Origin of the sequence: Cryobacterium sp. TMT2-14 (assembly GCF_004402465.1) — a bacterium.
Classification (GTDB): domain Bacteria; phylum Actinomycetota; class Actinomycetes; order Actinomycetales; family Microbacteriaceae; genus Cryobacterium; species Cryobacterium sandaracinum.
The window spans coordinates 62,480-80,286 of the sequence record NZ_SOFV01000007.1; the positions used below are offsets into that span (position 1 = coordinate 62,480).

Consider the following 17,807-nt stretch of genomic DNA (forward strand, 5'->3'; position numbering starts at 1 on the left):
TTTTGCCGCAGTACCTCCCGCACCACCTCGTACTCACCGTCTCGCGTCCATTCGTCGCCGACCTCACCAGATAGCGTCCAGATATGACTGAAACCCCTGCGCCCCAGGTCGCAGTCATCGTCGTCGCCGCCGGGAGTGGCAGCCGACTCGGGCACGCCGAGCCGAAGGCGTTCGTCTCGCTGGCCGGACGCACGCTGCTCGAACGCGCGCTTGCCTCTGTGTTCGGGATGCGGGACCCGGTGCAGGTCATCGTCGTAGCGCCCGACACCCACCTGGCTCACGCCCGCCGGGTCGCCTCGAGGGCGGGCGGGGCAGCATCCGTCGACGTGGTGGCCGGCGGCGCCACCCGACAGGAATCGGTGAACCGCGGCCTGGCCGCGCTGCACCCCGGCGTGCGCACCGTCCTGGTGCACGACGCCGCGCGTGCCCTCACGCCCGCCGCGCTCTGCGACGCCGTCGTCGACGCGGTGCAGTCAACCGGTCACGGCATCGTTCCCGGCCTGGCCGTGGTCGACACCATCAAGAAAATCTCCGCTGCCGGCGAGATCCTGGGCACGGTGGACCGCGCCGCACTCTCGGCCGTGCAGACCCCGCAGGGCTTCCCGAGGGAGATGCTCACCGCCGCGGCCGCCGCGGCATCCGCCGGCTCGTCGCTCGCGGCGACCGATGACGCGGGCGTGGTGGCCGCCGCCGGCTACCCGGTCAGCGTGATCGCCGGGGACCCGCTCGCCTTCAAGATCACAACCCTGTGGGACCTGGGCCGGGCCGAGGCCCTGCTCGGCGCGCGCGTGCCGGCCCAGTCCGCGCCCCGCACCGACACCGCGCCCCGCGTGGGCACCGGGCTCGATGTGCACGCCTTCGACGACGACTCCGAACTGTGGCTCGCCGGCCTGCACTGGCCGGGGGAGCGCGGACTGTCCGGGCACAGCGATGGCGATGCCGCCGTGCACGCCATCTGCGACGCCCTGCTCTCCGCCGCCGGGTTGGGCGATATCGGTGGTGTCTTCGGCACATCCGATCCGCGCCTCGTCGGCGCCCATGGCGACGTGTTCCTCGGCGAGACCCTGCGCCTGCTGGCGGCCGCCGGATTCCGGGTCGGCAACGTCACGGTGCAGATCATCGGCAACCGGCCCAAACTCAACACGCGCCGGGCCGAGGCGGAGGCGCTGCTCGGATCGCTGCTGAAGGCGCCGGTCGCCGTGTCGGCGACCACGACGGATGCCCTGGGCTTCACTGGCCGCGGCGAGGGCCTCGCCGCCATCGCGACGGCGCTCATTCTCCCCGAACCCCCGGCAGACCCTGACCTAAGCTGGGAAGCGTGACCATGCGACTCTACGATTCCAGGGCCCAGGCCCTCCGCGACTTCATACCCCTCACGCCCGGCGCGGTGGGTATTTACGTTTGTGGACCCACCGTGCAGTCCTCGCCCCACATCGGCCACCTGCGCAGCGCCCTCGTCTACGACCAGCTGCGCCGCTGGCTCACCTACCGCGGCTTCGATGTCACCTTCGTGCGCAACGTCACCGACATCGACGACAAAATTCTGGCCCACGCGGTCGGGGGCACCGAGCAGTGGTGGGCGCTCGCCTACCGCTACGAGCTGGAGTTCACCGCCGGATACCAGCGGCTGGGCATCCTCGCCCCCAGCTACGAACCCAGGGCGACCGCCAGCATCCAGCAGATGCAAGACCTGATCACCCGACTGATCCAACTCGGGCACGCCTACCCGGCCGATGACGCCTCCAGCGACGTCTACTTCGACACGGCGAGCTGGCCCGACTATGGTGACCTCACCCGCCAGCGGCGCGGCGACATGGAACCGGCAGCGGATGCCGACCCGCGTGGCAAGAATGACCCACGCGACTTCGCCTTGTGGAAGGGTCGCAAAGTCGACGAACCGGAGTCCGCCTCCTGGCCGTCCCCGTGGGGAGCCGGCCGTCCCGGCTGGCACATCGAGTGCTCGGCCATGGCGTCCCGCTACCTCGGCTCCCACTTCGACATCCACGGCGGCGGGCTCGACCTGCGCTTCCCGCACCATGAGAACGAGCTGGCCCAGTCCGCCGCCGCCGGCGACGGCTTCGCGAGCTACTGGGTGCACAACGGTCTCGTCAACGTGAACGGACAGAAGATGTCCAAGTCGCTGGGCAACTCGGTCTTCGCGGCGGAGCTGCTCGACCAGGCGCGCGCCATCGTCGTGCGCTACTACCTGGGGGCGGCCCACTACCGTTCCACCATCGACTACCACGAGGGTTCCCTCGTGGAGGCCGAAGCGGCCCTCGAAAGAATCGAGAGCTTCCTCGACCGCGCCGACCGCCGCCTGGCGGACACCCGCTTCGCCGGATCCGGCGTCGAGATCGTCCCGGACGAATTTGCGTCCGCCATGGACGACGACCTGGCGGTGCCTCAGGCTCTGGCCGTGTTGCACGACACCGTGCGTACCGGCAACGCGGCGCTGGACGCCGAAGATCTGCACGCGGCCGCCGCCGCGCGTGGTCACGTGCTCGCCATGAGTGAGGTTCTCGGAATCAACCCGCTCTCACCGGGCTGGTCCGTGGCCACGGACGAACCGGCCATGATCGCACTCACCGCCCTCGTCGAGCGCCTGCTCGACGATCGCGAAATCGCAAGGCAGGGCCGCGACTATGCGGCCGCAGACCGTATCCGGGACGAGCTCGTCGCCGCCGGAATTACCATCGAAGACACCCCCTCGGGTGCCCATTGGAGTTTTGACTGATGAAGAACACAGACCGTAAGTCCCGCACCGGGGCCGTGCGCAAGGGCAGCCGGGGACCACAGGTCGGTTCCGGCGGCCAGGGACGCCAGGCGCTCGAGGGCAAGAAGCCCACGCCCAAAGCGGAAGACCGCCCCTACCACCCCGCCGGCAAACGCAAGCTCGCCCAGGACCGCTTCGTCGCGGCCGGCGGCGTCCGCAGCCGCAGTTCCGCGGGTCCCAAGAGCGCGCCGCGCAGCGCCACCACCGGCAACACCGGCGGCGGCGGAGCGTCCACCCGCCGGGCCAAGCAGATCGACGAGCATGAGGTTGTGACCGGGCGCAACTCCGTACTGGAAGCGCTGCGGGCGAAGATCCCCGCCACGGCCCTGTACATCGCCACGCGCATCGAAATGGATGAACGGGTGAAGGAGGTCCTCACCCTCGCGACGACCCGCGGCATCCCCGTCCTCGAGGTCATGCGCCCGGAGCTCGACCGCCTGGCCGGCCGGGACTCGGTGCACCAGGGTCTCGCGCTCAAGGTGCCGTCCTACGAGTACGCCCAGCCCCTCGAGCTGCTGGAACTGACGATCAGCCGCGGCCACAAGCCGCTCTTCGTCGCCCTCGACGGCATCACCGACCCCCGCAACCTCGGCGCCATCATCCGCTCGACGGCCGCGTTCGGCGGACATGGCGTGATCGTGCCGCAGCGTCGGTCCGTCGGCGTGACCGCGTCGGCGTGGAAGACGTCGGCCGGCGCCGCTGCCCGACTTCCCGTCGCCATGGCCACCAACCTGACCCAGTCGCTCAAGGCGCTCAAGGAGCGCGGCGTGCTCGTCATCGGCCTCGCCGGTGATGGCGACACCCAGCTGCCCGAGCTCGGCATCGGTTTCGCCGAGCGCCCCATCGTGATCGTGGTCGGCAGCGAGGGCAAGGGGCTGTCCCGCCTCGTCACCGAGACCTGCGACGCGATTGTGTCGATCCCGATCAGCGCCTCGACCGAATCCCTCAACGCGGGGATTGCGGCCGGCGTGACACTGTACGAGGTCTCCCGACTGCGCGCGGCTGCCAAGGCCGCCAAGGTCGCGAAGCAGGCAGCCGCCGCGACGGCGGCAGCCGCCTCCGCAGCCTCTTAACCCGACCCGCCGGCCGGGCGCCCGCCAGGCAGGCCGAACCGCGAGAAAAGCCCCTTAATCCCACAATCGGCAGCCTTTTCTCACGGTTCGGCTGGGTACACGGACCAGGCGGAGCGCCGGCCGGATCAGACCTTGAGGCGCCAGTCGGCCGCGTCGTCGGCGGCCGACTCGGCCGCGTCCGCCAGTGCGGCGGTCTCATCGTCGGTCACGTCGATCGGGATCGTGATCTCGCCGGTGGCCGGCTCGATCACGGTGGCCTCGTCGCGGCGGTGCCGGAGCACGTTCTTGACGTAGGAGGTGACGGCTTCGGCCAGCGGGATGTCCCTGGACTGGTTCTGGGCCATGAACCAGCGGTGGTCGAGCAGCTGGTGGAAGACCTCGGCCGGTTCCAGCTTGCCCTTGAGATCGCGGGGAATGGCCCGGATGACGGGTTCGAAGACGCGCACCAGCCACTCGTGCGCCAGCATCTCCTCGTCGGCCTCCGGGTCGCCGTAGGAGACCCGGTAGGAGTCGAGGTCGTTGAGCAAGCGCCGGGCCTGGTTCTCCTCGGCGTCGAGCCCGGTCAGCCGCAGCAGGCGCCGCTGGTGGTGGCCGGCGTCGACGACCTTCGGCTGGATGCGCACGGTCGTACCCGTGTTGTCCGTCTTGATGGCCAGTTCCTCGATGTCGAACCCGAGGTCGTTGAGGCGTTCGACGCGTTCCGTGATGCGCCAGCGTTCGGAGCTGGAGAAGGATTCCGACCCGGTGAGCTCTTTCCAGAGCAGCCGGTAGGCGGCCACGATCCCATTGCTGACCCGAATGGGATCCAGCTCGTCGGCCGCTCGACCGCCGGCCTCGAGGTCCATGAGCTCACCGGCGATGTTGACGCGCGCGATCTCCAGGTCGTTCTCGCGCTGGCCGTTGGAGAGCCCGCCTGGATACAGCTGCCCGGTCTCGGCGTCGACCAGGTAGGCGGCGAACGCGCCGGCGTCACGGCGGAAGAGGGTGTTGGACAACGACACATCACCCCAGAAGAGGCCGGCCATGTGCACGCGTACCAGCAGCAGGGCCAGGGCGTCGACCAGCCGGGTGGCGGTGTCGGGCCGCAGGGTCTGCGAGTAGAGCGCGCGGTAGGGGAGCGAGAACTTGAGGTGCCGGGTGACGAGCACCGAATTCAGCGGCTCGGCGTCGTCATCGGTGCGGTTCGTGATCACGGCGAGCGGCTCGACGCAGGGAATTTCCAGGCCCTGCAGGGTACGGAGCATCTCGTACTCGCGCTTGGCCATCTCGCTGGTGGTCTCCTTGATGGCGACGACACGACCGCTCAAATGAGCGAAGCGCACAAGGTGGCGGGAGATGCCTTTGGGCAGGGCTGCGATGTTCTCGTTCGGCCAGGCATCCAGCGGGAGGTGCCAGGGAAGGTCAAGTAGGGCTGGATCGGCAGTGGCCGATGTGATGTTGAGTGAACCGCTCATCCGTCGAGTTTACCGGTGTGCTCCGCAGTCGGGGAACGACAAAACGGCCGAACGGAGCATGCTCCATCCGGCCGTTCGTTGAGGAGCGGGTGCCTAGTCGGCGACTGCTCCACCGAGGCGCAGGCCGGTCTCGGCGTCGAAAACGTGCATGTGGTGCGGCGTCGGGGTGAGGTAAACGGTGTCGCCGGCGGACGAGTGCGAACGGCCATCGACGCGAGCGACGATATCGGTGCGCTTGCCCTCGACCGTGGAGTGACCGTAGAGGTAACCGTCGGCGCCGAGCTCCTCGACCAGGTCGACGGCAACTTCGAGGCCCTCGCCATGCGTGGTGGACAGGTGGATGTCCTCGGGGCGAACGCCGATCGTGACCTTCTTGCCGGTGGAGCCGGCCAGGGTCTCGCGGGGCACGGGGATCGTTGCGGTGCCGAATTTGACGCCACCGTCGACGGTGTCGGCCAGGAACAGGTTCATGGCCGGGCTGCCGATGAAGCCGGCAACGAAGACGTTGTTCGGCTTCGAATACAGGTCGCGAGGCGTGCCGACCTGCTGGAGCACGCCATCCTTGAGGACCGCGATGCGATCGCCCATGGTGAGGGCTTCGGTCTGGTCGTGGGTCACGTAGACCGTCGTGACGCCGAGGCGGCGCTGGAGCGAAGCGATCTGGGTGCGGGTCTGCACGCGCAGCTTGGCGTCGAGGTTCGACAGAGGCTCGTCCATCAGGAACACCTGGGGCTGACGCACGATCGCACGGCCCATGGCGACGCGCTGACGCTGGCCACCGGAGAGTGCTTTCGGCTTGCGGCTCAGGTACGGCTCGAGGTCGAGCAGCTTGGCGGCCTCGAGAACGCGGGCGGCGCGCTCATCCTTGTTGACGCCGGCGATCTTGAGCGCGAAGCCCATGTTCTCGGCGACCGTCATGTGGGGGTACAGAGCGTAGTTCTGGAAGACCATGGCGATGTCGCGGTCTTTTGGCGGGACATCCGTCACGTTGCGCTCACCGATGAAGATGTTGCCGTCGTTGACTTCTTCAAGGCCGGCGAGCATGCGCAGGGACGTGGACTTGCCGCAGCCGGACGGGCCGACCAGCACGAGAAACTCGCCGTCGGCAACCGACAGGTCGAGCTTGTCAACGGCGGGAATGGAGGAACCCGGATACAGGCGGGTCGCCTTGTCGAACGTGACTGAAGCCATGGTTGATTACTCCTTCACCGGCAGGTACGCGCCGGACGATCCGTTGTGATGGGTTACTACGCCTGCCACACGTCATGTGCCACAGGTCAACTTTCTAAGTATGTCATGTCGGGGGATCGCGGCGACGGCGGGAATTCTGCGGCGGAGCCCGCCCACAGGCCCCGTCTGGACGTTTCCCAGAAAGGGGACCTACTATTTGGGAGGCATTCGTAAATGGCTTGCCTCTGCACTAACTACTCGGAGCGAGCATTCATGACTATTGGCGGATCGGGCGACAGCCGTCCCTCTAAGAATCAGCGACGTGACGCGGTGCGCACCAAGGCCAAGCGGATCCGCGAGGAGCAGAAGAAGAAGGACCGCCGTTACCGGGTCGCCCTGCGCAGCGGAATCGCCGTCGCCGGCGTCGCCATTGCCGCGGTCATCGTCGTGGTCATCATCAACTCGATTCCCCCGGTCGGCCCCGGTCCGGCGAACATGGCCAGTGACGGCGTGCTGATCTCCGAGGGGATGACCCCGGTCACGACCTCCGCGCTCCAGCCCGAGGCCAAGCCGATACCGTCCAAGCCGGATGCGACCGGCACGGTCGCCGACATTCGCGTCTACGCCGACTACCTCTGCCCGTTCTGCAGCGAGTTCGATGCCGCCAACAGTGACCAGATCAGCCAATGGGTCACGTCGGGTGCCGCGACCGTGGAGATCCACCCGGTTTCGATCCTGACCCACAAGTCCTCCGGCACGAAATACTCGCTTCGGGCTGCGAACGCCGCCGCATGTGTGGCCAATTACGCCCCCGCAAACTTCTACGACTTCAACGCCATCCTGTTCCAGGAACAGCCCAAGGAGGGCACTGCCGGTCACGACGACGCGGCCATCAAGGGCCTCGTGAAGGACGCCGGCGTGAGCGACCGGGTGTCGCAGATCAACGCGTGCATTGACGATACGACCTTCAAATCGTGGGTCATCGCATCCACCGACCGGGCTCTGTCCGGTCCGTTGCCGAACACCGAGGTCGAGGCCATCACCGGCACACCCACCGTGCTCGTCAACGGAAAGCAGTACGTCGGCGCACTCGACGACCCGAGGGAGTTCGCGGCCTTCGTGCTACAGGCGGCCGGCGCGACCTACTCCACCTCGACGCCGACCCCCGAGCCGGCACCGGCAGGGTAGTCGCCCCGCTTCGATGGCGGCACAGCACGGGTTCGTCATTTAGGATGATTAGTCAAGGCGTCAATCGCCTCATGCCGGCCTGGCGCAATTGGTAGCGCACCACTCTTGTAAAGTGGGGGTTACGGGTTCAAGTCCCGTGGCCGGCCCTGTTCTCTCATCGCTTCAGATCGTGATTCTCTCGGTGCCGGTTTCCTCGAGGGCGCTGAGAAAATCCGTCGGATCGATCGGCGAGCGCACGCCCGGTTTTGCATCGGCCGGAATGCCCCCGACGTACAGCCAGCCGAGCAATTCTTCCGAGGCCGCGAGGCCGTGGGTTTCGTTCACCGGCTGCGTGCGGGCCAGGGCGCCGGAACGCCACATGACGCCCCAGCCCTGGGCGGCGAGGAGAAGGCTCAGCATGTGGGCGACACCGGCCGCGACGGCGTCCTGTTCCCAGACCGCCACCGTGTCGCTTTCGCGACGGCTCGCGACCACGGCGATCAGAAGTTCGGCGCGCAGCGGCTTAGCGGCCAGCCTGGCGGCTTCGGCGCCGTTCAGCCCGGCGGCCTCGACCATGGCCTCGCCCAGGCGGCGCCGGGCGTCACCGCGCAACTCGATCAGCCGCCACGGACGCAGAGCGCCATGGTCGGCGACACGGGCCGCGACAGCCACCAAAGGCAGCAGTTCCGCATGGCTCGGTGCCTGCCCGGTGACCTTGGAGTGGGAGCGTCGATGATTGACCGTATCAAGGAGGTCGGGCAACGCTTACTCGACCGGCTTGAAATTGAGCGAGATGGAGTTCATGCAGTACCGGTCGCCGGTGGGCGTTCCGAATCCGTCGTCGAAAACGTGGCCCAGGTGAGAGCCGCACTTAGCACAGCGCACCTCGGTGCGCACAACCCCGAGGGTGCGGTCTTCGAGGAGTTCAACGGCCTCGGGACGCACCGATTCGTAGAAGCTCGGCCAGCCGCAACCGGAGTCGAACTTCGTGCCGCTTTTGAACAGCTCGGCATTGCAAGCCCCGCAAGTGTAAATCCCGGAGCGGCCCTCATCGAGGAGCTCGCCGGCCCACGCCCGCTCGGTGGCGGCGCCGCGCAGTACGGCGTACTGCTCGGGGCTCAACTCCGCGCGCCACTGCGCATCCGACTTCTCGACCTCGTAGTCCATGTTCCGTTCCTTCCTGCTCGACCCCGGAGAGGCCGAAATCTGTCCGTATCAACACTAAACTCGCCAGACCGCGGTGGTATTCCTCGATCAGGAGCCCGGCAGGATTTTCCACCTTGGACAGCACGGCCAACGGCCCAGCGAGTACGCAGGCATCGACAATTAGGATTGCAGAGATCGAGGGAGGTGGCACGTGGACGGAGCTCCCGGCTCGTCGACTCCCGCGGAGCCTGCCTCGGAGTCCTCCTCGCCGGCAGGCTTGTCCGCGCGCGACCGGTTGATCCTCGCCTTCGAGCGGCAGTGGTGGAAGCATGCCGGCGCCAAGGAACAGGCGATCCGGGCCGAGTTCGGCCTCTCGGCCGCCCGGTACTATCAACTACTGGGGGTTGTGATCGACTCGCCGCTGGCCCTGGCCCACGACCCGATGCTGGTGAAACGCCTGCAGCGGCTGCGCGACGCCCGGTCGCAGGCAAGGGGCCGCCGGTCGCTACAGTCCACCGATTGACTCCCTGACCTGCACCCTTCCCGTGTCTCATCACCACTACAAAGGATCTGACCAGCCTCACGATGCCGAATTCCTACGCTAAAGACCGCTTCGACCACTTCCCGCACTTCCTGGAGCGGGTGGGGGCCCACCGCGCGCCCGGCAAGAAAGGGCGCGGCTGGGTCGCAGTGTGGTGGTCTCTTGGCGCAACCGTGCTGCTGGTCGGAATCGGAGTCGTAGGCCTGGCCGTCCTGAACAACAACCTGAACTTCGAGTTGCCGGGCACGGCGACGACTGCTGACAGCACGGCCGAGCCGAGCGCCACTCCGAGTGACACTCCGGCGCCGGTGCCGACGCCGGCCGCGACCGTGGACCCTGACTCGACCGTGACCGTTTTGAACGGGACCGCCGGCGAGGGGATCGCCCGGTCCGTTGGCGATCTCCTCGAGGCGGAGGGCTGGACGATCGAAGAGCTGGACAACGCGAGCACGGAGGATGTGCAGACGACGACGGTTTACTACGCCGACGCGGCCCTGGAGGGAGCGGCCCGCGGAGTCGCGGAGTCACTGCCCGGCTCGGAGGTGCTGCTTTCAAGCGATTTCGCCGATTCCGCAGCGGACCTGACCGTTGTTGTCGGCGCCGACTACGAGCCGGCCGAATAGCCGTCGCCTATACGTCCGGCGCTCGCGCGTCAACCCCCTTTCGTTCTTCCGGAGCTTCCGTAAATTGGGCGTTGGTCCCTCATTTTGTTTGTCCGGGCGTTCTCGCAGGAGACGTATTCCATCGGTCGAATGCAATGGACGCAATCCTTGCGCCAGGCCCGGTACGGCCAGCGGGCGCGTGTCGACGAATTCACAGCAACAAGGAGTTATACATGGCGAACGGAACCGTCAAATGGTTCAACGCTGAAAAGGGTTTCGGCTTCATCACCGTCGATGGAGGTGGCCAGGACGTCTTCGTCCACTACTCGGCCATCGACATGCACGGCTACAAGGTTCTGGAAGAGGGACAGCACGTCATCTTCGAACTGGGTACAGGAGCAAAGGGGCCCCAGGCAGAAGCGGTTCGTCCGATCTGATCCAGCGGGGGATGTTCCAGCGGTCGACCGCAGGGTCGGGTCGCTCCCAGGCATGTGTGCGCGGCAGTGCAGCCGCGTTAGGGTTTGGGGCGTGACAACGAAAATAGTGGTTCAAGCGCAGCGACGAAGTGCGGCACCGAGAATCCGGTCCATCCGGATGCTCGGGGTCGTCCTTCTGCCGCCCCTTCTGCTGGTCTCCGCATGCGCCAGTGACGCGCCGAAGCCGCCGGCAAGCTCGACCAGCACGCCCTGGAACTCCACCTTCGAGTCGGCCGCAGACCCGGCGGTCGCCCCATTGCGTGGCACGAGTGTGCCGGCCGGGAGCCTCCAGAACCCTGCCCTCTCGGTGAAGATCGACAACCACGAAGCGGCCAGGCCGCAGCTCTCTCTCGAGCGCGCCGACATCGTCTTCGAAGAACTGGTCGAGGGCGGGCTGACCCGTTATGTCGCGGTCTGGCATTCCGACGTGCCTGAACTCGTCGGGCCGGTGCGATCGATCCGACCCATGGACCCGGACATCATCGCGCCCTTCGGCGGAATCGCGGCTTATTCCGGCGGCCAACAGAAATTCATCGACCTGATGGACGCGACGGATGTCGTCAGCGCCGCTTTCGATACCGACGACACCGGCCTCTTCGCGCGTTCGGATGACCGGGAAGCCCCGCACAACGTCATCCTCCAGGCCTCAGCGCTCGTCGCGCGGAACGCCACCGTGCCGCCGCCGAACCAGCAATTTGCCTACTCCGCGACCGTGCAGGGATCGTCCGCGGCCGTCGACGGCGCGCCCGTCGCGGCGATCAACTCCACCTTCTCCACCGCCCGTTGGCCCGGCTGGACGTGGGATGCGGCCGGTGCTGCCTACCTGCGCTCGCAGGAGGGCGCACCTGACCTCGACGCCACCGGTGCGCAGCTGCGGGCGACCAACGTCCTGGTCCTGCGGGTCGCGATCGACGGCACCTACGGAGATGTTCCCACGACGACAATGATCGGTTCGGGGGAAGCCTGGGTGTCGGCCGGCGGCAAGTCCGTGCATGCGGTCTGGTCCAAGGCCGACCAGACCGCCCCCATCCGTCTCGTCGATGACTTCGGCGTGACGATTCGTCTCGCCGCCGGTAACACCTGGATCGAGCTGGTGCCGTCGGACCGAGGCACGGTTGTGCTGGTGCCGTAGCCGCGGCCGCGGCACCTTGCCGTTCACTTGCACTCTCGACCCCAGAGTGCCAGAATCTACTTGGCACTCTCTCTGTTTGAGTGCCAACCCATCACCGTTTTGGTAACGTCCGGGAGGGACGAGAAACACATATGGCAAAGATCATTGCTTTCAACGAAGAGGCCCGTCGCGGCCTTGAGCGTGGCCTGAACATCCTCGCTGACACTGTCAAGGTCACCCTCGGCCCGCGCGGACGTAACGTGGTGCTGGAAAAGAAGTGGGGCGCTCCCACGATCACCAACGATGGCGTGTCCATCGCCAAGGAGATCGAACTCGACGACCCGTACGAGAAGATCGGTGCCGAGCTCGTCAAGGAGGTCGCCAAGAAGACCGATGACGTCGCGGGCGACGGAACCACCACCGCCACCGTCCTGGCTCAGGCGCTCGTTCGTGAAGGCCTGCGCAACGTCGCGGCCGGAGCAGACCCGATCAGCCTCAAGCGTGGCATCGAGAAGGCCACGGCCGCCGTGATCGCTGAGCTCATCGCCAACGCCAAAGAGGTCGAGACCAAGGAAGAGATCGCGGCCACCGCTTCCATCTCCGCCGGTGACGCCGAAATCGGCGCCATCATCGCCGAGGCCATCGACAAGGTCGGCAAGGAGGGTGTTGTCACCGTCGAGGAGTCGAACACTCTCGGCACCGAGCTCGAGCTCACCGAGGGCATGCGCTTCGACAAGGGCTTCCTGTCCGCCTACTTCGTGACCGACCCCGACCGTCAGGAAGCGGTCTTCGAAGACCCCTACATCCTGATCGTCAACTCCAAGGTCTCCAACATCAAGGACCTGCTCCCCATCGTGGACAAGGTCATCCAGACCGGCAAGCAGCTCCTCATCATCGCCGAGGACGTCGACGGCGAGGCCTTGGCCACGCTCGTGGTGAACAAGATCCGCGGAATCTTCAAGTCGGTCGCCGTCAAGGCTCCCGGCTTCGGCGACCGTCGCAAGGCCCAGCTGCAGGACATCGCCATCCTCACCGGTGGACAGGTCATCAGCGAAGAGGTCGGTCTCAAGCTTGAGAACGTCACGCTTGACCTCCTCGGCAACGCGCGCAAGATCGTCATCACCAAGGACGAGACCACCATCGTCGAAGGCGCCGGAGACCCCGAAGCCATCGCCGGACGCGTCCAGCAGATCCGCAGCGAGATCGAAAACACCGACAGTGACTACGACCGCGAGAAGCTCCAGGAGCGTCTCGCCAAGCTCGCTGGCGGAGTCGCAGTCATCAAGGCTGGCGCCGCGACGGAGGTTGAGCTCAAGGAGCGCAAGCACCGCATCGAGGATGCCGTCCGCAACGCGAAGGCTGCCGTCGAAGAGGGCATCGTCGCCGGTGGTGGCGTTGCGCTGATCCAGGCCGGCAAGACCGCGTTCGAGAAGCTCGAGCTGGTCGGCGACGAGGCAACGGGAGCGAACATCGTCAAGGTTGCCATCGACGCTCCACTCAAGCAGATCGCCCTCAACGCCGGCATGGAGCCGGGCGTTGTCGCCGACAAGGTGCGCAACCTGCCGATCGGTTGGGGCCTCAACGCCGCGACCGGTGAGTACGTCGACATGCTCGCGGCCGGAATCAATGACCCGGTGAAGGTCACCCGTTCCGCGCTGCTGAACGCAGCGTCGATCGCCGGACTGTTCCTCACCACCGAGGCCGTAGTCGCCGACAAGCCGGAGAAGAACGCTGCTCCGGCCGGCGACCAGGGCGGTGGAATGGACTTCTAAGTCCACACCGCTTCACCGCTTCACAACACAGGGCGCCTCCGCCGGGAGGCGCCCTGTGTCGTTAATGCAGGCCTCGCTAAAACAGGCCTCGCTAAAACAGGCCTCGCTAAAACAGGCCTCGCTAAAACAGGCGTCGCTAAAACAGGCGTCGCTAAAACAGGCGTCGCTAAAACAGGCGTCGCTAAAACAGGCGTCGCTAAAACAGGCCTCACTAAAACAGGCGTCGCTAAAACAGGCGTCGGCAAAACAGATGTCGTCAAAACAGGCGTCGCCAATGCGCAGGCCGTCGCGGCTAACGCAGGAAGAGGCGCGCGTTGGCCTGCTCGATCTCGGCGTACTGCTGGCCGGCTTGGTTCAGGGCCAGATTCAATCCCTCCGCGCTCTGGGCCACCTGCTGTTGGGTGGCACGCCAGTCCGAGACCGCCGCCTGGAACGCGGTGGCGGCCTGGCCCGTCCACGAGCCCTCCAGCGCGGTCAGCTGGGCGATGAGCCCGGCGACCTCGCCCTGGATGCGCCCGATCGTGGCGCGCGCCACGGAGGTGGTGTGGAGCACTGCTTCGCTGTCGACCTGATAGCGGGTCATGGGGGTCCTTTCGGCAGGGGAAGATACCGATCAGACTACGGAGCCGCCTGCAGCCGTTCCCGTTGGCTGCCGTTCTGCCATGGCAAATCATCCTCCCGGACCGCGGGGGAGGAACCGCGGGGGTTTGACGCCGCGGCACGCGCTACGACGTGATGACGGGGGCGACGCGCTGGGGCGCGCTCGGAGAACAGGCCAGTGGGAACCAGACCCGGAACGTTGCGCCGCCGCCGGGGGTGTCCACAACCTGGACGGTGCCGTTGTGGCTGGCGACGATCGAGGCGACGATCGCCAGGCCGAGCCCGCTGCCGCCGGTCTCCCGTGCACGGGAGGTGTCCGCACGCCAGAAGCGCTGGAAGATCTTCTCCCTGATCTGCGGCGGGATACCCTCACCATGGTCGATGACGGCGATGGAGGCGCGCTGGTTTCGGCGGTCGACTGCGACCTCGAGCTCGACCGGGCTGTCCGTCGGGCTGAAGCGTAGCGCGTTGCCCATCAGGTTCGTGATGATCTGGCGGATCTTGTTCTCCTCGGCCATCACCACGGCCTGCACGGTGCCGGGCTCGGTCACCGGAGTCTGTTCCGGAGCCGGCGGCGCAACATCCGCTTTGCGTGGTTTGCGGGTGCGCAGCCGCGCGAGGGTTGCCCCGGCGAAAGAGACGGATCCGCCCGCCGGTTGGTTCGGCTCGTTGGGCTTCGAACCTGGTGCGGCAGCGGAGGGGACTTCTCCCGTTGAGTGAGCGAGGTCGATGGCGGGGCGTTCGGTGCTGTCCTCGATCTCGGCGGGGATCGGCGTGACGACGGTGATGGTGCGACCGGGGGAGGAGGCCATGGCGTCGAGGGCCGCGTCACGGGCGAGCGGCATCAGGTCGACCGGCGCGAGGGCAAGCGGCTTTGTCTCGTCGAGCCGGGCCAGCTCGAGCAGGTCTTCGACAAGGCCGCCCATGCGGATCGCTTCTTTCTCAATGCGCTCCATGGCCAGTGCGATTTCTTCAGGGGCCTGCAAGGCACCCATTCGGTAGAGCTCGGCGTAGCCGCGCACCGAGACGAGGGGAGTGCGCAACTCGTGGCTGGCGTCGCCGACGAAGCGGCGCATCTGGTCGATGGTGCGGGCGCGGTCCTTGAACAGGCGGTCGATGCGGCTCAGCATGGTGTTGAGCGATCGGTTGAGGCGCCCGACCTCGGTGTTGGGCGTGGCGCCGCCGAGCCGCTGGCTGAAGTCGCCATCGGCGATGGCCGCGGCCGTGCGCTCCACCTCTCGCAGCGGTGCAAAGGTGGTGGTCACCAGCAGCCGGGTGAGCAGGGCGCCCACCAGCACGACCCCGAGCCCGAACCCCAAGAAAATGGTGAGGTAGGTGGCCATGGTGTTCTCGGTCGGCCTCAACGAGACCGCCATGACCAGCGTGCCCAAGGTTCCCTGAGGCGAGATCACGAGCGGCACGGCGACCGCCAAGAACTCGGTGTCGTGTGCCGAGTCCACCAGAGTCATCGTCTTGCCGTCGAGCTCCATCACGGTCTGCAGGTCGAGCGGTGCGGTCAGGATCGGCAGCTCACTGCGCGGGACATCCCGCCAGGTGTGGTCCTCGAGGCTGCCGTGCTCGTCATACAGGGCGACGTAGTAGTCCGAAGAGACCACGGCTGTAGTGCCCTGGCCGAGAGCCGCCGCCGAATAGCTGTTCGAGGCGGACTGGGCGTCGATCTGCAGCTGCGAATCGACCTGCTGGACCACGTATTGGCGAAGCATGGCCATCGTGCCGATGCCGGAGACGAGCAGGCCGAGCGTCAGCATCAGGACCGTGACGCCCGTGATTTTGGAACGCAGGGAAATGCGGCTCCACCGCTCCATAAGTGACTGATGCATAGGAAACCAGTGTATGAGCGCAGCCTGTGTCTACGCCTTGGCGGCCTTGAGCATGTAGCCGAAGCCGCGCTTGGTCTGGATGAGGGGTTCGGTCGAGTGCGCGTCCACCTTGCGGCGGAGGTAAGAAATGTAGGACTCGACGATGCCGGCGTCACCGTTGAAGTCGTACTCCCAGACATGGTCCAGAATCTGAGCCTTCGACAGGACCCGGTTCGGGTTCAGCATGAGGTAGCGCAGAAGCTTGAACTCGGTCGGACTGAGTTCGATGGGGGCGTCGCCGACCAGGACCTCGTGGGTGTCCTGGTCCATGGTGAGTTCGCCGGCGCGGATGATCGCGTCTTCGTCGGCCTGCATGGTCCGGCGCAGGATGGCCTTGATCCGGGCCACAATCTCGTCGAGGCTGAACGGCTTGGTGACGTAGTCGTCGCCGCCGACCGTCAGGCCGGTGATCTTGTCTTCGGTGTCGTCCTTCGCCGTGAGGAAGAGGATCGGGGCCGTGTAGCCGGCGGACCGCAGGCGCTTGGTTACTCCGAAACCGTTCATGTCCGGCAGCATGACGTCAAGGATGATGAGGTCGGGTTCTTCCTCGAGGACGGCGGAGATCGCCTGCGCGCCGTTTCCGACGGCTCGCACGGCGAATCCGGCGAAACGCAGGCTGGTGGTGAGGAGATCCCGGATATTGGGTTCGTCGTCGACAATAAGGATGCGTGGGCCGTCAGTCATGTACATATTATCTGCGCGTTAGCTGAAGGTTTACTGAAAATGCCCGGTATGCGCGCTGGCGAGTAGATTGGTCATTAAACCAGACTGCCGCGGCGTGGGGAGACCAGAATGACTGTTCCGACTTTTGCGATTGTGGGGGCCGGCTTGGCCGGGGCCAGAGCGGCCGAGGCCATCCGTTCCGAGGGGTTCGACGGGAGCATCGTGTTGCTGGCCGGGGAGACTGAGTACCCCTACGTGCGGCCGCCCCTCTCCAAGGACTACCTGGCCGGGCGGGCCGCCCGGGACACGATCGACGTGCACCCGGCACCGTGGTACGACGAGCGGGGCATCGACGTACGGCTGGGTGCCCGGGTGACCGGGCTGGCGCTCGACACCCACGAGCTGACCCTGCGGGAGGGCAAATCGGTGCGCTACGACAGATTGCTCCTCGCGACGGGGGCGTCGTCACGGCGCTTTCCCGGCCCGGGCGCAGACCTGGCCGGGGTGTACCATCTGCGCACGGTCGGCGAGTCGCAGGCGCTCCGAGCCGAGCTGGAGCCGGGAAACCGCCGGGTCGTGATCGTCGGGGCCGGCTGGATCGGTCTCGAAGTCGCCGCGGCCGCCCGCGGTTACGGCAACACCGTCACGGTGCTCGGGCGGGACGGCGTGCCGCTGGCCCCGGTGATCGGCGACGAGGTCGGGTCGGTGTTCGCGGAGCTGCACCGCGTGAACGGGGTGGATCTGCGGATGGAAACTCAGGCCGACCGACTGATCGGGACGCAGGGGAGGGTCACCGGAGTGGGACTCCCCGGCGGCGAGGTCGTTTCGGCCGATGTCGTCGTCATCGGCATCGGCGCGGTGCCGAACACGGACCTGGCCCGGGACGCGGGCCTGGCCGTCGACGACGGCATCGTCGTCGACGCGGCGTTCCGGTCCATCGACCCGGACGTCTATGCGGTGGGTGACGTCGCCACGGTCTTCCACCCCGTGCTGCGGCACCATCTGCGCGTCGAGCACTGGGACAACGCCGAGCGGGCCGGCGCCGCGGCCGGCCGCTCGATGCTTGACCAGGCGGTCAGCTACGACGCGATCCCGTACTTCTACACCGACCAGTTCGACCTCGGGATGGAGTACTCGGGGTACGGCGCACTTGCCCGGGATGCGGAGGTCGTGTTTCGCGGTGACCCGGCGAGGCGGGAATTCATCGCGTTCTGGGTGTTGGACGGCAGGGTCGTCGCCGGCATGAACGTCAACGTGTGGGACGTCAATGAGACGGTGCAGCGCTTCATCCGGACGGAGGTGCGGGTCGACACGACCCGGCTCGCGGATGAGAGCATTGAACTGGACGAACTTCTCGCCGGAGCACCCGACTGAAGGAC

At 66.7% G+C, this 17,807-nt stretch carries 17 protein-coding genes and 1 tRNA gene; 11 read left to right on the forward strand and 7 right to left on the reverse strand.

Annotated features, from left to right (window positions below; translation table 11 throughout):
- Nucleotides 1-83: 83 nt before the first annotated feature.
- From ispD to rlmB, 3 genes are read left to right on the forward strand one after another with little or no spacing between them, the layout of a single operon-like run.
- Entirely contained in the window at nt 84-1,322 is a 1,239-nt protein-coding gene (gene ispD / locus E3O28_RS01725; protein ID WP_134415082.1) for a 2-C-methyl-D-erythritol 4-phosphate cytidylyltransferase, read from the forward strand.
- Complete coding sequence (cysS, locus tag E3O28_RS01730) at nt 1,319-2,734, forward strand: cysteine--tRNA ligase (RefSeq protein WP_104100142.1); 1,416 nt, start codon at nt 1,319-1,321, stop codon at nt 2,732-2,734. Before ispD ends, cysS begins: the two co-directional genes overlap by 4 nt.
- A complete protein-coding gene (gene rlmB / locus E3O28_RS01735) occupies nt 2,734-3,846 on the forward strand; it encodes a 23S rRNA (guanosine(2251)-2'-O)-methyltransferase RlmB (protein WP_134415083.1) in 1,113 nt (370 codons plus the stop codon). Before cysS ends, rlmB begins: the two co-directional genes overlap by 1 nt.
- 125 nt (nt 3,847-3,971) lie before the next feature.
- Here the strand turns inward: rlmB and E3O28_RS01740 are convergent, their stop codons facing one another.
- Both E3O28_RS01740 and ugpC read right to left on the reverse strand, forming a co-directional pair.
- Nucleotides 3,972-5,300 carry a DUF4032 domain-containing protein gene (locus E3O28_RS01740; protein ID WP_134415084.1) on the reverse strand — a complete coding sequence of 443 codons (1,329 nt, stop codon included), beginning with the start codon at nt 5,298-5,300 and terminating at the stop codon, nt 3,972-3,974.
- A gap of 93 nt (nt 5,301-5,393) precedes the next feature.
- The gene (ugpC, locus tag E3O28_RS01745; protein WP_104100139.1) at nt 5,394-6,491 is read right to left on the reverse strand and encodes a sn-glycerol-3-phosphate ABC transporter ATP-binding protein UgpC; all 1,098 of its coding nucleotides are present in this window, start codon (nt 6,489-6,491) and stop codon (nt 5,394-5,396) included.
- A gap of 252 nt (nt 6,492-6,743) precedes the next feature.
- Between ugpC and E3O28_RS01750 the strand changes: the two genes are divergently transcribed.
- A complete protein-coding gene (locus tag E3O28_RS01750) occupies nt 6,744-7,658 on the forward strand; it encodes a thioredoxin domain-containing protein (RefSeq protein WP_104100138.1) in 915 nt (304 codons plus the stop codon).
- 73 nt (nt 7,659-7,731) lie between these two features.
- Nucleotides 7,732-7,804: transfer RNA gene (locus E3O28_RS01755), tRNA-Thr, on the forward strand.
- Nucleotides 7,805-7,820: 16 nt separating this feature from the next.
- Here the strand turns inward: E3O28_RS01755 and E3O28_RS01760 are convergent.
- Nucleotides 7,821-8,399, reverse strand: a complete 579-nt coding sequence (locus tag E3O28_RS01760) for a nitroreductase family protein (RefSeq protein ID WP_134415085.1) — start codon at nt 8,397-8,399, stop codon at nt 7,821-7,823.
- A gap of 3 nt (nt 8,400-8,402) precedes the next feature.
- A complete protein-coding gene (gene msrB, locus E3O28_RS01765) occupies nt 8,403-8,804 on the reverse strand; it encodes a peptide-methionine (R)-S-oxide reductase MsrB (RefSeq protein WP_104100136.1) in 402 nt (133 codons plus the stop codon).
- Nucleotides 8,805-8,994: 190 nt separating this feature from the next.
- Between msrB and E3O28_RS01770 the strand changes: the two genes are divergently transcribed.
- From E3O28_RS01770 to groL, 5 genes are all read left to right on the forward strand, one after another.
- Nucleotides 8,995-9,306 carry a DUF3263 domain-containing protein gene (locus E3O28_RS01770; RefSeq protein ID WP_134342235.1) on the forward strand — a complete coding sequence of 104 codons (312 nt, stop codon included), beginning with the start codon at nt 8,995-8,997 and terminating at the stop codon, nt 9,304-9,306.
- Nucleotides 9,307-9,368: 62 nt separating this feature from the next.
- On the forward strand, nt 9,369-9,947 hold the full coding sequence (locus tag E3O28_RS01775; protein WP_134415086.1) for a LytR C-terminal domain-containing protein: 579 nt from the start codon (nt 9,369-9,371) through the stop codon (nt 9,945-9,947).
- 212 nt (nt 9,948-10,159) lie between these two features.
- Nucleotides 10,160-10,363, forward strand: coding sequence for a cold-shock protein (locus tag E3O28_RS01780; RefSeq protein WP_104100133.1), 204 nt, complete (start codon nt 10,160-10,162; stop codon nt 10,361-10,363).
- Between the two features lie 91 nt (nt 10,364-10,454).
- Nucleotides 10,455-11,534: a DUF3048 domain-containing protein gene (locus E3O28_RS01785; RefSeq protein ID WP_158250231.1), complete on the forward strand. Its 1,080-nt coding sequence runs from the start codon at nt 10,455-10,457 to the stop codon at nt 11,532-11,534.
- A gap of 131 nt (nt 11,535-11,665) precedes the next feature.
- Nucleotides 11,666-13,285: a chaperonin GroEL gene (gene groL, locus E3O28_RS01790; RefSeq protein ID WP_104100131.1), complete on the forward strand. Its 1,620-nt coding sequence runs from the start codon at nt 11,666-11,668 to the stop codon at nt 13,283-13,285.
- A gap of 292 nt (nt 13,286-13,577) precedes the next feature.
- On the opposite strand, the gene E3O28_RS01800 is transcribed toward groL, so the two are convergent.
- The 3 genes from E3O28_RS01800 to E3O28_RS01810 form a co-directional block, all read right to left on the reverse strand.
- Entirely contained in the window at nt 13,578-13,868 is a 291-nt protein-coding gene (locus E3O28_RS01800) for a WXG100 family type VII secretion target (protein ID WP_104100130.1), read from the reverse strand.
- 142 nt (nt 13,869-14,010) lie between these two features.
- Nucleotides 14,011-15,726 (reverse strand): HAMP domain-containing sensor histidine kinase, encoded by a 1,716-nt coding sequence (locus tag E3O28_RS01805; RefSeq protein ID WP_134373901.1) that lies wholly within the window; start codon nt 15,724-15,726, stop codon nt 14,011-14,013.
- A 30-nt stretch (nt 15,727-15,756) separates the two neighbouring features.
- Entirely contained in the window at nt 15,757-16,449 is a 693-nt protein-coding gene (locus E3O28_RS01810) for a response regulator transcription factor (protein ID WP_104100128.1), read from the reverse strand.
- Between the two features lie 108 nt (nt 16,450-16,557).
- Here E3O28_RS01810 and E3O28_RS01815 point away from each other — a divergent pair, with 108 nt between their 5' ends.
- A complete protein-coding gene (locus tag E3O28_RS01815) occupies nt 16,558-17,802 on the forward strand; it encodes an FAD-dependent oxidoreductase (RefSeq protein WP_104100127.1) in 1,245 nt (414 codons plus the stop codon).
- Nucleotides 17,803-17,807: the final 5 nt, after the last annotated feature.

Excerpts from the sequence above, each read along its gene's own strand:
- E3O28_RS01810 (WP_104100128.1), bottom strand. The coding sequence starts at position 16,449 with ATGACTGACGGCCCACGCATCCTTATTGTCGACGACGAACCCAATATC.
- E3O28_RS01800 (WP_104100130.1), bottom strand. The coding sequence starts at position 13,868 with ATGACCCGCTATCAGGTCGACAGCGAAGCAGTGCTCCACACCACCTCC.
- groL (WP_104100131.1), top strand. The coding sequence starts at position 11,666 with ATGGCAAAGATCATTGCTTTCAACGAAGAGGCCCGTCGCGGCCTTGAG.
- E3O28_RS01815 (WP_104100127.1), top strand. The coding sequence starts at position 16,558 with ATGACTGTTCCGACTTTTGCGATTGTGGGGGCCGGCTTGGCCGGGGCC.
- rlmB (WP_134415083.1), top strand. The coding sequence starts at position 2,734 with ATGAAGAACACAGACCGTAAGTCCCGCACCGGGGCCGTGCGCAAGGGC.
- msrB (WP_104100136.1), bottom strand. The coding sequence starts at position 8,804 with ATGGACTACGAGGTCGAGAAGTCGGATGCGCAGTGGCGCGCGGAGTTG.
- E3O28_RS01740 (WP_134415084.1), bottom strand. The coding sequence starts at position 5,300 with ATGAGCGGTTCACTCAACATCACATCGGCCACTGCCGATCCAGCCCTA.
- E3O28_RS01780 (WP_104100133.1), top strand. The coding sequence starts at position 10,160 with ATGGCGAACGGAACCGTCAAATGGTTCAACGCTGAAAAGGGTTTCGGC.
- E3O28_RS01775 (WP_134415086.1), top strand. The coding sequence starts at position 9,369 with ATGCCGAATTCCTACGCTAAAGACCGCTTCGACCACTTCCCGCACTTC.
- E3O28_RS01750 (WP_104100138.1), top strand. The coding sequence starts at position 6,744 with ATGACTATTGGCGGATCGGGCGACAGCCGTCCCTCTAAGAATCAGCGA.
- E3O28_RS01805 (WP_134373901.1), bottom strand. The coding sequence starts at position 15,726 with ATGCATCAGTCACTTATGGAGCGGTGGAGCCGCATTTCCCTGCGTTCC.
- ugpC (WP_104100139.1), bottom strand. The coding sequence starts at position 6,491 with ATGGCTTCAGTCACGTTCGACAAGGCGACCCGCCTGTATCCGGGTTCC.
- ispD (WP_134415082.1), top strand. The coding sequence starts at position 84 with ATGACTGAAACCCCTGCGCCCCAGGTCGCAGTCATCGTCGTCGCCGCC.